Annotated in this window: 9 protein-coding genes, 1 tRNA gene and 1 pseudogene; 2 read left to right on the forward strand and 9 right to left on the reverse strand. The window is 71.6% G+C overall.

The annotated features are described in order from the left end of the window. Nucleotides 1-20: 20 nt before the first annotated feature. The 4 genes from C8250_RS18410 to C8250_RS18425 all read right to left on the reverse strand — a co-directional run bounded on the left by C8250_RS18410 (nt 21) and on the right by C8250_RS18425 (nt 5,727). Nucleotides 21-809, reverse strand: coding sequence for a S16 family serine protease (locus C8250_RS18410; protein WP_138356581.1), 789 nt, complete (start codon nt 807-809; stop codon nt 21-23). 78 nt (nt 810-887) lie between these two features. Then, nucleotides 888-1,580: a helix-turn-helix domain-containing protein gene (locus C8250_RS18415; protein WP_138356580.1), complete on the reverse strand. Its 693-nt coding sequence runs from the start codon at nt 1,578-1,580 to the stop codon at nt 888-890. 312 nt (nt 1,581-1,892) lie between these two features. Beyond that, on the reverse strand, nt 1,893-3,848 hold the full coding sequence (locus C8250_RS18420; RefSeq protein ID WP_138356579.1) for a hypothetical protein: 1,956 nt from the start codon (nt 3,846-3,848) through the stop codon (nt 1,893-1,895). Nucleotides 3,849-4,092: 244 nt separating this feature from the next. Beyond that, entirely contained in the window at nt 4,093-5,727 is a 1,635-nt protein-coding gene (locus tag C8250_RS18425) for a hypothetical protein (protein WP_138356578.1), read from the reverse strand. Between the two features lie 448 nt (nt 5,728-6,175). Here C8250_RS18425 and C8250_RS18430 point away from each other — a divergent pair, with 448 nt between their 5' ends. Beyond that, the gene (locus C8250_RS18430) at nt 6,176-6,706 is read left to right on the forward strand and encodes a hypothetical protein (protein ID WP_138356577.1); all 531 of its coding nucleotides are present in this window, start codon (nt 6,176-6,178) and stop codon (nt 6,704-6,706) included. 65 nt (nt 6,707-6,771) lie between these two features. Here C8250_RS18430 and C8250_RS18435 read toward each other — a convergent pair whose 3' ends face one another. The 4 genes and pseudogenes from C8250_RS18435 to C8250_RS18450 form a co-directional block, all read right to left on the reverse strand. Next, nucleotides 6,772-8,562, reverse strand: a complete 1,791-nt coding sequence (locus tag C8250_RS18435; RefSeq protein ID WP_138356625.1) for a DEAD/DEAH box helicase — start codon at nt 8,560-8,562, stop codon at nt 6,772-6,774. Between the two features lie 146 nt (nt 8,563-8,708). Then, nucleotides 8,709-9,080, reverse strand: coding sequence for a Fic family protein (locus C8250_RS18440; RefSeq protein WP_138356576.1), 372 nt, complete (start codon nt 9,078-9,080; stop codon nt 8,709-8,711). Beyond that, the gene (locus tag C8250_RS18445) at nt 9,077-9,274 is read right to left on the reverse strand and encodes a hypothetical protein (RefSeq protein WP_138356575.1); all 198 of its coding nucleotides are present in this window, start codon (nt 9,272-9,274) and stop codon (nt 9,077-9,079) included. The genes C8250_RS18440 and C8250_RS18445 overlap by 4 nt, the downstream gene beginning before the upstream one ends. Nucleotides 9,275-9,307: 33 nt before the next feature. After that, nucleotides 9,308-9,967, reverse strand: a pseudogene (locus tag C8250_RS18450) (MFS transporter); the annotation flags it as partial. Between the two features lie 174 nt (nt 9,968-10,141). Here C8250_RS18450 and C8250_RS18455 point away from each other — a divergent pair. Continuing rightward, nucleotides 10,142-10,213 (forward strand) — tRNA-Cys (locus C8250_RS18455). Nucleotides 10,214-10,302: 89 nt separating this feature from the next. Here C8250_RS18455 and C8250_RS18460 read toward each other — a convergent pair. Further along, the gene (locus tag C8250_RS18460) at nt 10,303-12,624 is read right to left on the reverse strand and encodes a xanthine dehydrogenase family protein molybdopterin-binding subunit (RefSeq protein ID WP_138356574.1); all 2,322 of its coding nucleotides are present in this window, start codon (nt 12,622-12,624) and stop codon (nt 10,303-10,305) included. Nucleotides 12,625-12,693 lie beyond the last annotated feature (69 nt).

The raw sequence follows: 12,693 nt of genomic DNA on the forward strand, positions 1-12,693 counted from the left end.
ATCCGTGGGTCAGCAGGAGGTCAGCAGCTGGGGACCCTGCCGCCGGTGTTGATCGCGGCCAGGGCCGCCAGGGCGCCTTCCAGGTCGGTGACCGGCACCAGCCGGAGCCCGGCGGGCAGTTCGGCGGCGGCGTCGGAGCACTCGCCCTTGGGGACCAGGAAGACGGTGGCGCCGTCGCGCTTGGCGGCCCGCTCCTTCAGCGGTACGCCGCCGACCGCGCCGACCTTGCCGTCGGCGGTGATGGTGCCGGTACCGGCGACGGTGCGGCCACCGGTCAGGTCACCACCGCGGCCGTTCCCGTCGATCTTGTCGATGATGCCGAGGCTGAACATCAGCCCGGCGCTCGGTCCGCCGACGTCCGCGAGGTGCAGCTCGACCTTGACCTTCGCGGGGGACAGCCCGAGGTGCCTGAGCGCCGCCCCGGTCGCCGCGTCCTGCGAGTCGGTCATCTCCTGTGCGTTGTGCTGCTCGATCTCCTGGACCGAGCCGCCGCCGGGATAGACCGCGCCGCGCGGCATCGCCGCCTGGTCGGTCGCGAACCAGGCCCTGAGCACATCGGGGAGGTGGACCGACGCGTCCGGCTGGGTCGCGGCGATCGTGGTCATCCGCAGCTGCCCGCTGGTGGTCCGGGTCGGAGTGCCGGTGACGGTGATCACCTGACGGCCCTTGTCCGCGCCGAGCACGTCCGCCGTCATCCCGGGCACCACGATCGACACCGGGAGCGGGGCGAGCGCCGCGACGGCCAGCAGCGCTGCCACCAGCATCGCGCAAAGGGCAAGGACTCGGGCACGGCGGGAGACTGCGGGCATGCAGAGAATGTAGTCCACCGCCGTGACGGGCGGGGCACCCCGGCCGGGTGCCCCGTCCGCCACGCGGCGGACCGTGGCCTAGCGCAGCGCGTCGGCGACCTCCGTGGCCGCCTCCACCACCCTGGGGCCGACCCGCTCGGGCACCGCCTCGGCGAGCATCACCACGCCCACGCTGCCCTCTATACCGGTCACCCCGATGAGCGGGGCGGCGGCGCCGCTGGCGCCGGCCTCCAGTTCGCCGTGGGTGAGGACGTAGCGGACCGGCTCGGTCCGCCCCTCCCCCGGCTCGGCGCCGTTCTGTTCCTGCCCGGGTGCGTGCGGCAGGACGCCGCGGCCGGCCAGGATGGCCCGGCCCGCCGCGCCCCGGTCCAGCGGATGCCGGAAACCGGTGCGGTAGGCGACGTGGTAGTCGGTCCAGGTCGGTTCGACCACCGCCACGGCCAGCGCCTCGCTGCCGTCGACGAGGGTCAGGTGCGCGGTGGCACCGATGTCCTCGGCGAGTGACCTCAGGGCCGGCAGTGCCGCCTCCCGCAGCAGCGGATGCACCTGGTGGGCGAGCCCCAGCACGCCGAGCCCGACGCGGGCCCGCCCGCCGAGGTCACGCCGTACCAGTGCGTGCTGCTCCAGGGTGGCCAGCAGGCGGTAGACGACGGTGCGGTTGACCCCCAGCTTGGTGGCGAGCTCGGTAACGGTGAGCCCGTGGTCGGTGTCGGCCAATAGCTTGAGGACCCGCAGTCCTCTGTCGAGCGTCTGAGATGTCTCCGCGGTCACGACGCCCCCTCCTCATATGAGTGGCGGCTCATCTCACGGCGGGACGCACTGCCGGTCCCGCGGCAGCGCGCGGAGAGGCCGCCGGTCGCGGTGGTACCGGCTGCGCTCCGCGGCTGCTCTGCCACGGCGCGTGCGTGACGGGCACGGTAGCGACCGAGTACCGCTGAGCGGAAGGGGTCGTCCACAATGCGGTCACACCGAGGAAAACTCCTGACCCGCTCTTTAAGCTCACGGGCCTATGACGAAGGCGGCGCGGTCCCGGTTCCGGGGCCGCGCCGCCTGCGGTTCTTCCGTTCCTCCGCACCCCTCCCGTCAGGTCACGGTGAAGGTGCGCTGCACGGTTCTGCCGTCGACGAGCACCTCACAGGCCTTGAGGGCGACGGTCGTCGGGTCGTGCACCGTGAAGTTGAGCGCGTAGCTGCCGTCCAGGCCGATGACGCGGAGGACGGAACCGTCGGACGTCTGCGAGCCGTCCGCCCGGCGTCCGGTCACCGCCACCGTGGCGACCGGCGCGAAGCCCTGGCCTGTGACCTGGACCACGGTGCCGAGCGGGCCGGAGTCCGGGGAGAGCGCGAAGCCGGCGGAGGGCGGCGGGATGCTGTCGTCGACGGTGAAGACGGCCATCGCGATCCGCGGATTGACCAGCACCTCCTTGACCTGGAGGGCGACCGTGGCGGCGTCCTTGACCGTGAAGGTCTGGGAGAACGCGCCGTCGAGGCCGACGACCTTGGTCCTGGGGATGTCGGAGGTCTGCGACCCGTTCGCCTTCAGCCCGGAGATCACCACCGTGCAGACCGGGGCGAAGCCCTGGCCGACGACGGTCACCTGGGTGCCCGTGGGGCCGCTGGAGGGGCTGAGGACGATGAAGTACTTCGCCACCGTCAGGGCCCCGGTCTGCGAGACCCCGCCCGCCTCGACCCTGAGCAGATAGGCGGCCGGGGCGACCGAGGACGCGACGGTGACCGTCCCGTGCAGGGTCCCGTCGGCGGCGATCGTCAGGGACTTCGCGGCGATGCGGCTCGCGGCGCAGCCGGTGCCGTCGGCGTTGCACAGCGAGGCGGTCGCGGCGGTGCCGGCCGGCCAGCCGGTTCCGGAGACGGTGACGGTCCCGCCGGGCTTGACCTTGCCGGTGCCCGTGCCGAGCGTGGCGGCGGCCGCCACGACGGTGAACGGCCGGGTGAGCGTGGTGGCGGGGTCGCCGGCCTCGTCGGTCCGTACGGCGGCCAGCGCCGGGTCACTGACGGTGAAGTCCACCGAGAAGGTGCCGTCGGCGGTGGTCTGCACGTACACCGCGGTGTCGTCCAGGGTCTGCCCGTCGGCGTCGAGGCCGACGGTGTTGATCCACTGGTCCTGCCGGTAGTTGGTGCCGGAGACGGTGATGACGCTGCCGACCGGGCCCTGGCTCCGCGAGAGCGTGAACGCCCGTGGGCCGGTGGGCACGAAGGCCTTGACCGTCAGCGGCGCGGTGGCCTCCTTGGTCCCGTCGTTGACCTTGACGAGGTAATTGCCGTCCGGCACCGAGTTGGCGTCGGAGAGCGTCGCGGAGCCCGTCAGCTGCTTGTTGGCGCCGATCGCCAGGGTGCTGGAGGCGAACTTCGCCGGGTCGCAGCCGCCGCCCGCGGTGTCGCACAGCGACGCGACGGGGGTGCCGCCGGGCGTCCACAGGTCACCGGTGAGCGCCACCGGGGTGCTGGGGCGGACGGGCGTGGCGGGCGCGTGGAGGGTGGCCGGGACGCCGGCGGTGCCCTGGGCTGTCACCGTGCCGACGCTGCCGCCGTTCGCGGTGACGTCGCAGGGGGTCTGGTAGGTACCGCCGAGCACCTTGGTCTGGGTCAGGGTGCGGACCACGCTGAACGTGATCGGTCCGGCGGCGTTGACCGGGATGAGGAAGTCGCCCTCGTAGGGCGGGATCAGAATCGGCGTGTTGGCGGGGATGTCCATGGTGATCTCGGGGCCGCGGACGGTGACGGTGCCCGTGGCACCGCCGGACATGGCGAGGTCGATGCTGGGGGTGGTCGGCACATTGCTCAACGCGATACCGCTGGTCGCCGGGCTCCCGCCGAGGGTGACCTTGGCGTGCACGCTGCCGCCGGGGTCGACGACGGAGGGGGTGAGGTCGACGGTCATGGTCTGCGGGCCGGTCGCCTCACCCTGGCCGGCCGGCAGCGAACAGTGCACCGTGGGAGTGATCGTCCCGGCGTGGGCGGCCGGTGCGAGAGCCAGTCCGGCTCCGGTCAGAGCGAGGGCGAGTGCCGCAGATCCTGACATCAATCGATGTGCCAATGGTCCTGGTCGCAAGAACACGTGACTCCCATTCTTCGAAACAAGATCGGGGGATGTCATTCCGCTAATTCACGGCACATTGAGAGGGTGCGACCTTCATAAGTCAATAGGCGCCGGAGAAGTACCTGATGAGGCGTCAGATCTTGTTTCCTGAATAGGCATCCGGCCGGTACCCGAAGCTGCGGATACCGGCCGGAAGTCCAGCGGAACGATCAATTCGGAGCTCGGTTCACAACAGCGTCAGCGTGAGCGTCGCGCTGTAGTCGCCCGGCCGGGCCGTCCCCGGGACCTGGAGCGTGAGAGCAGCGTCGGCGTCGAAGTTCCCGCCGGTGAACTGGCGGGACCCGTCGGGCGCGAGACCGCACAACGTCGCGGCCGCGCTGCCCAGCTGCGCGGGCGAGCCCGCCACGGGAGTGCCGACACTGCCCGGCTGCGCCGTGCACACCGGCACCCAGCCGACCGCGTCGGCCGGGATGGTGGCTCCGGAGCCGCTGGTGAAGGCGGTCATGGTGCCGGTCAGCGACCAGCCCGTGTTGACGCCGCGGGCGTCGTGCACCGTGACCTTGTTCAGCGCGCTGTTCAACGTGTGCGGGTCACCGTCGAGCTGGACCGACCCGAACTGGACGGTGTCGCCCGCCTGGGTCATCGACAGCAGGCCCGGCACCACCGCGGTCCGCAGTGTCTGACTGCCGGTGGTGGTGCCGCCTCCGCCGCCGGTGGTGACGGTGAACGGCTGCGTTCTGACGGTCGCCGGGTCGCCGCCCTCGTCCGCCTGGACCGCGACCAGGGTGGGGTCGCTGACGGTGAACTCGGTGGAGAACGTGCCGTCCGGAGTGCTCTGCGGATAGACGGCGGTGTCGTCCAGGGTCGCGCCGTCGGCGTTGAGGCCGACGATGTTGATCCACTGGTCCGGCCGGTAGTTCCGGCCGGTGATGGTGATGACGCTGCCGACCGGTCCGCTGCCGCTCGACAGCGTGAACTCCCGCTCGCCCGCCGCCACGGCCTTGACCGTCAGCGGCGCGGTGGCCTCCTTCGTGCCGTCGTTGACCTTGACCAGGTAGTCGCCGTCCGGGACGTCGGTGGCTGGGGCCAGGGTCGCCGTCCCGGCCAGCGCGCCGGTGGAACCGATGGTCAGCGTGTTCGCGGAGAACTTCGCCGGGTCGCAGCCGGTGCCGGCGGCGGAGCACAGCGAGGGGACGGCGGTGCCGCCCGGTGTCCAGTCGGAACCGGTCAGCGCGACCGGGGTGTTGGGCCGGACCGCCCCGGTCGGCGCGACAAGGCTGGCCGGCGTGCCGCCGGAGCCCTGCACGTCGACCGTGCCGATGCTGCCGCTGCCGCTGACCACGTCGCAGGGGGTCTCGTAGGTCCCGCCGAGCACCTTGGTCCTGGTCAGATTGCGCAGCGGGGTGAAGTCGACCGGGCCCGAGGCGTTCTGCGGGACGAAGAAGTCGCCCTCGAACGGCGGGATGACCGTGGGCTTTCCGGCCTCGACGTCCACCGGCACCTCGGGGCCGGTGACGGTGACGGTCCCGGTGGCGCCGCCGGACAGGGCCAGGTCGAGGTTGGGCGTGGTCGGCACCTGGGTGATGGAGATCGGGCTGAGGGCGGGGCCCGGCCCGAGCGTGACCTTGGCGTGCACCTTGCCGCCCGGGAGCACGGTGGACGGGCTGAGTTCGACGGTCATGTCCTGCGGCCCGGTGGCCTCACCCTGACCGAGCGGCAGCACACAGTGCACGACCGGGCCGACCGTTCCCGAGGGCGAAACGATCAGGGCCTGGGCCGCTCCCCCGCCGGTCAGCACCAGGACGAGCCCGGCCGCGCCCGCGGCCAACCGGTGCGGTACGCATCTTCGTTGTCGGGACACCTGACTCCTCGTGACGGTGGCCACCGCCCCGGCCTCACCGGAGGCGGCACGGCATGACGCCGGGAGGAGCCGGAGTGGCAGGAGTGCGATGGCTCGGTCGAATGATTCAGGACATTGAGAGGTCCAGGACCGAAGAAGTCAAGAGAAGCAAAGGAAGGGATCTCCGCCAATCTCAGGAACAAGTCGAGAAGTACTCGAAGCGATCACCGGGAAACACTGCGGAAGCCTCCGCTTTACGCCACGGAAAAATTGTCCCGCATATGTGTTGACTGTTCTGGAGATCATGGTTTCACTACGACTCAGTATGCCGGGCCCGGCACCGCACGCCCCCGTCGATGGGGCGGCGGAACAGCGACGGACGTAATGCCCTGGCGATACTTCTTTGGTTGGGAAACCTTGAATTCGGCATGCGCCCGGCGCTCCATCCACCGAAAGGAGCACCAACCACATGGCACGTTCCAGACTGGTCGGCCTGGCCGTTCTCGGCACGGTCGGGGCGGTCACGGCGACCCTCGCCCTGTCCACCTCGTCGTTCGCCGTTGCCCCGGGCACCGCGACCGCCACCTACAACTGCGGTACGTGGGGCAGCGGACTGGGCACCCTGACAGCCACCGACACCGGCGGCGTCAAGAAGATCAAACTCACTTCCACCGCGATCACGATGCCGGTCGGCTCCAGCGCCAACCCGAACAGCATCACGACGACGCTGAAGGTCAACAAGACCGCCGGCGGCGTCACCAGTGAGGTGCAGTTCTCCGCGAAGCTCAACCCGGCGATGTCCGGCGGCAACCCGATCACCCTGGGCCCGCTGTCGCTGAGTTCAGGCACCATCGCGACCGGCAACACCACCGATTCGCTGGTGCTGACCGGGACTCCGAGCGCCACCAACTGGTCACTGAAGATCGTGACCTCGTCGCCCACCGTGGCGACGGTCTACTGCACGGCGACGACGGCCCAGTCGTCGGCCTTCACCTGGTGACAGCGGCCGGGTGAGCACAACGGTCCCCGGAAGGCGCGCCTTCCGGGGACCGTTCGCGGCGGCGCTCAGCGCATCTTCGTGGCCCACTCCCGGACCTTCTTGATCCGCTCGTTCAGCTGCCCGGCCGTCGCCTCGGCGCTCGGCGGGCCACCGCACACCCGGCGCAGCTCGTTGTGGATGACGCCGTGCGGCTTGCCGCTCTGGTGGGTGTACGCCGACACCAGCGTGTTCAGCGACTTGCGCAACTCCAGCAGCTGCTTGTGCGTGACGATGGGGCGCCGCTCGGCCGGCAGCTCGATGAGGTCGGCCTGGTCCGCGGGCTTCTGCCGGCTGTGCGCGATCTGCCGGGTCTGCCGCTTCTGCAGCAGCATCTGCACCTGGTCGGGCTCCAGCAGTCCCGGGATGCCGAGGTAGTCCTGCTCCTCCTCGCTCCCCGGGTGCGCCTGCATGCCGAACTCGGCGCCGTCGTACAGCACCCGGTCGAAGACGGCGTCGGACTCCAGCGCCTCGAAGGGCAGCTGCTCCTCGGTCTCCTCGTCCTCCAGCTTCTCGGCGTCGGCCAGCAGCTGATCCTCCTCGGCGAACGGATTCTCCTCGTCGCCGGCCTTCTTGGGCTTGTCCAGGACGTGGTCCCGCTCGACCTCCATCTCGTTGGCGAAGTCGAGCAGCATCGGGATGGTCGGCACGAAGACGGACGCGGTCTCGCCACGCCTGCGGGACCGGACGAAACGGCCCACCGCCTGCGCGAAGAACAGCGGCGTCGAGATCGTCGTCGCGTAGACGCCCACCGCGAGCCGCGGCACGTCCACGCCCTCGGACACCATGCGCACCGCGACCATCCAGCGGTCCTCGGAGTGCGTGAAGGCATCGATGCGCTTGGACGCGGCCTTCTCGTCGGAGAGCACGACGGTCACCTTGTGGCCGCTGATGTCCTTGAGGATCTTCGCGTAGGCGCGCGCGGACTCCTGGTCGGTGGCGATCACCAGCCCGCCCGCGTCCGGGATGCTCCTGCGCACCTCGGTGAGCCGCTGGTCGGCCGCCTTCAGCACGGCGGGGATCCACTCGCCGGTCGGCGCCAGCGCGGTGCGCCAGGCCTGGCCGATCGCGTCCTTGGTCATCGGCTCGCCGAGCCGCGCGGCGATCTCGTCGCCGGCCTTGGTGCGCCAGCGCATGTTGCCGCTGTAGGAGAGGAATATCACCGGGCGGACGACACCGTCCGCGAGCGCGTTCCCGTAGCCGTAGGTGTAGTCGGCCGAGCTGCGGCGGATCCCGTCGTTGCCCTCCTCGTACGCCACGAACGGGATCGGGTTGGTGTCCGAGCGGAACGGCGTACCGGTCAGCGCGAGCCGCCGGGTCGCCGGGTCGAACGCCTCGGAGCACGCCTCGCCCCAGGACTTGGAGTCACCGGCGTGGTGGATCTCGTCCAGGATCACCAAGGTCTTGCGCTGCTCGCAGCGGTTGCGGTGCAGCATCGGCCGCACCCCGACGCCCGCGTAGGTCACCGCGACGCCGTGGTACTCCTTGCTGACCGGGCCCGCGCTGTAGTCCGGATCGAGCCTGATCCCTATCCGCGCCGCCGCCTCCGCCCACTGCTTCTTGAGGTGCTCGGTCGGCGCGACCACCGTGATCTGCTGCACCAGGTGGTTGTGCAGCAGGTACGAGGCGAGCGTCAGCGCGAACGTGGTCTTCCCGGCGCCGGGCGTCGCCACGGCCAGGAAGTCGCGCGGCTGCAGCCGCATGTACTCGTCGAGCGCCCCCTGCTGCCAGGCGCGCAGCTTTCCGGCGGTGCCCCAGGGGGCACGGCCCGGGAAGGCCGGTGAAAGGTGGTGGGAGGCACTGGCGGCGGTAGTAGTCACGGTCTCCGGGGCGGGGTCGGGAGCGGCGGCGGTCGACGTCAACAGCGTCAAGCGCATAAGCGTACCTGCGGCACGCCCGTCACCCCGGTTCTACGCCATCGCGCCGAGCGTCCCGCGACCGGGCTCGCCTCGCCGGGTGCCGGCTCTCATCCGGTGAAACGGGGAAGGATCTCGGCGGTCTTCGGCACGTCGAGCACCCCCTGACAGACGTTCAGCACGAAGGTCTCGGCCTCGTCCACGTCGAAGCCCGCTCGCAGCGTATGCCCGTTGATCTGCAGGAAGACCCAGGTCGCATACCAGGCGATCCGCTTGTTCCCGTCGACCAGTGCGCGGTTGCGAGCCAGTGACTCCATGAGGGCGGCAGCTTTGTGCCAGATGTCCGGATAGGCATCCTGGCCGAACACGGTCGCCCTCGGCCGGGCGAGCGCGGAATCCAGCAGCCCGTAGTCCCGCACCTCATCAGCACCGAGGCGCTTCGCCAGGTTCAGGATCTCGGGAAGCGTCAGGTAGTACGTCACGCGAGTCGCTGGTTGAGCTCTTCGCTCGCCTGGAGGACATGCGTGGCCGCCGCCTCGAAGAGGCGCGCCCGCTCACTGATCGCCCGCACCACCGCGTCATGCGCGATGACCTGCATGCTCGTCGACTCCGCCTCCGCGCGCTCGCGCAGGGCTTCCAGCTCATCGTCGGTGAAACGAACATTCAGTCCAGGCATGAGGCCATGGTACCACTCGGTACCACGACCGGATCAGACCGCCTTCGGCGTCAACCGGCCCGCCACGAGGACGCCCAGGAGGGCGACGCCCGCCATCGAGAGGAAGACGGCCACGAAGGCTCCGGAGTGGCCGGAGCCGCCGCCCAGGGCGGTGAACAGGACTCCTGAGGCGCCGACGAGGACGATGTTGCCGAGGGCGTCGGAGACCTGCAGGGAGGCGGAGTTGCTGCCGGCCTCGTCGGGGCGGGAGAGCTTGAGGAGCAGGACGCTGCCGCTGGAGATGACCAGGCCCATGCCGAAGCCGCCGACGATCCAGGAGACGGTGACGATCCAGGCGGGCACGGACGGGGCGAGCGCGAGGGCCGGTCCCGCGACGGCGGCGGCCATCAGGAGCATGCCGATCCTGATCAGCCGCTCGCGGTGCGGCTGCAGCCGCGGGCGGCTCTGCACATACGATCCCAGCGCCCAGGTCAGGCCGCCGCCGGTGAGCGAGAGCCCGGCCAGGGTGGCCGAATAGCCGCGCTCGGTGACCAGCATCAGCGGGATGAAGCTCTCCGCGCCGATGAACGATCCGGCGGCGACCCCGCGCAGCAGGATCACCGCGGGCAGTCCGCGGGCGGCCCGGAACGTCCCGCGCGGCAGCAGCTGCAGGACGCCGGGGACCAGGAGCGCGGCGCCCACGGCGGCGGGTACGCGTGCCGGGCGTCGTGGGCCAGGCGGGACTTTCGCAACACGCCCTAGGCGTGCCACCGTTCCCGGGCGGCCGCCGCGGTTCATGAACGGCGTATGGCAGTCCTGTTGCGGGCCCGCCGGGACCGTTGACCGACCCCGGGGGCGGCGCCCTATCGTCGGTGATGTCACCGACACGGCCGTATGCCCGAGTGGTTTAGGGACTCGCCTGCAAAGCGAGGCACGTGGGTTCGATTCCCGCTACGGCCTCCGTGAGGAAGACGAAGGGCCCGGCAGCGCATCGCTGCCGGGCCCTTCCGTTTGTCCGCTGTGGTGTCCGTTCTCCGGCGCCGTCCCGGTCAGGACTGCGGCTTGACGACCGCTGCCTGCGGGCGGATCGGCAGCCGGCTGACGGGGCGGCCGGTGGCGGCGCGCACGGCGGCGGCGACGGCGGCCGGCGAGACCACCACCGGGACCGCACTGACCGCCTTGGCGCCGAAGGGCGCCAGCACGTCGCGCTCCTCGACGAGTTTGACGATGCGCACGTCCGGGGCGTCGAGCGCGGTCGGCAGGGAGTAGCCGGTGAGGTTCGGCCGCTTGATGATGCCGCGGGGGGCCCGCAGGTCCTCCATGAGCGCGAGACCGACGCCCTGGGTGACGCCCGCCTCGATCCGGGCGGCGACCTGGCGCGGGTTCAGCACCCGGCCGACGTCCTGCGCGACGGCCATCTCCACGACCCGTACCGAGCCCAGTTCGATGTCCACGTCCACGACCGCGCGGACCGCGCAGAAGGCGAGGCCGACGAACGCGTCGCCCTGGCCGGTGTCGTCCAGCCGGTCGGTGGGGTGCGGGCGGCACTGCGCGGTGGCCCACAGCTCCTTGCCCTCCAGCGCCTCGCCGACGGTCGTGCTGAGCACCCCGTCGTACGAGGTGATCTTGCCGTCGGCGATGGTGAGCAGCTCGACGGACATCCCGAACTTGGCCGCGAGCGGCTGCAGCAGCTGCGTGCGCACCATCTTGGCGGCCCGTTCGACCGCGCCGCCCGACACCCAGGTGTGCCGGCCTCGGGCGGCCGCCCCGGACGGCGGCTGGTCGGTGTCGGCGGCCAGCACGCCGACGTCCTCGACGCCGAGCACGTCCTGGACGATCTGCCGGGCGAGCGTCGTGAAGCCCTGGCCGGTCTCGACGGCGGCGCAGATGACGGTGGCCCGGCCGTCGTGGATCCGTACGGTGGCGGTGGAGACCTCGTCGGTGCCCTCCGCGCCGAGCATGTGCACCATGCCGAGCGCGTAGCCGACCCCGCGCCGGACCGCGCCCGGCTCTCCGGCGCCCTCGGGGCCGCCGGGGAGCAGCCACTGCGACTCCTCCTCGTCGACGGGCAACGGCGGCAGGTCCGCGTCGCGGACCGCCTTGAGGAGCTCGCCGACGGGCGCCGGGCAGGTGACGGTCTGGCCGGTGGGCAGCAGGTCGCCGGTGGCCATGACGTTGCGCATCCGCAGCTCGGCCGGGTCCAGGCCCAGCTTCGCCGCGAGCTTGTCCATCTGGCCCTCGTACCCGGCGCAGACCTGGAGCGCGCCCTCGCCGCGGACGTGTCCCGACGGCGGGTTGTTGGTGCGGACGGCCCAGCCCTCGACGAAGACGTGCGGCACGACGTACGGGCCGGCGGCGAACGCCACGGCGGCGGCCAGCGCCTCCGACGAGTGGTCGGCGTACGCGCCCGCGTCGAGCAGCACCTGCGCCTCGACCTTGACGAGCCGGCCCTCGGCGTCGGCGTGGTGCCGGTAGCGCAGCAGGGTGGGGTGACGGTGGGAGTGGCCGAGGAAGGACTCCTCGCGGGTGGCCACGAACTTGACCGGGCAGCCGGTCTTCAGCGCGAGCAGCCCGAGCGGCAGCTGGATCCCGGAGTCCTCGCGGTCGCCCATCGCGCCGGGCACGCCGGTGACGACGACCTTGACCCGGTCGGCCTCCAGACCGAAGCAGGCGGCGGCCAGGTCCCGGTCGGTGTGCGGGTCGGTGGAGGCCACGTACAGCTCGACGCCGCCGTCCGGGCGGGGCACGGCGAGCCCGGCCTCGGCACCGATGGGCGCCGGGTCCTGCCGGCCGATCCGGTACAGGCCCTCGACGATGACGTCGCCGATGACGTCGGGGTCGCCGAAGCGCAGCGGGATGTGGCGGATCAGGTTGCCGTCGGGGTGCAGCGGCTCGGCGGCAAACGCCTTCTCCGGGTCGGTGACCGGCTCCAGCACCTCGTACTCGACGAGGATCGCCGCGGCGGCCAGCCGCGCGGTGTCGGGGTGGTCGGCGGCGACGGCGGCGATCGGCTCGCCGTGGTGCCGGACGATGTCCTTGGCGAAGACCGGCCGGTCCGCGACGCGGCGGCCGTGCATGGCGTCACCCGGCACGTCCTCGTGCGTGACGACGGCCCGGACGCCGGGCATCGAGGTGGCTTCCGACGTGTCGATGCGGACGATGCGCGCGTGCGGGTACGGGGAGCGCAGTACCGAGGCCCACAGCAGTCCCTCGGCCCACAGGTCGGCCGCGTACGGGAACGTCCCCTGCGCCTTCGCGAGGGTGTCCACGGGCCGCACGGAGACGCCCAGTCCGTGGAGCACCGGTTCGGGCGCCGCGGGCGTCCGGGTGGCCTGGGCGGGCACCGCCGTGGCCGCGTCGGATCCAGTCATGCCGCTGCCCTCTCGCTGCTGCCGGTGGGTTCGCCCGTGCCGGCCGGGCGCGTGTGCCGCGGCTCCGGC

It is taken from the genome of Streptomyces sp. So13.3 (genome assembly GCF_005860785.2).
Taxonomy (GTDB): Bacteria; Actinomycetota; Actinomycetes; order Streptomycetales; family Streptomycetaceae; genus Actinacidiphila; species Actinacidiphila fildesensis.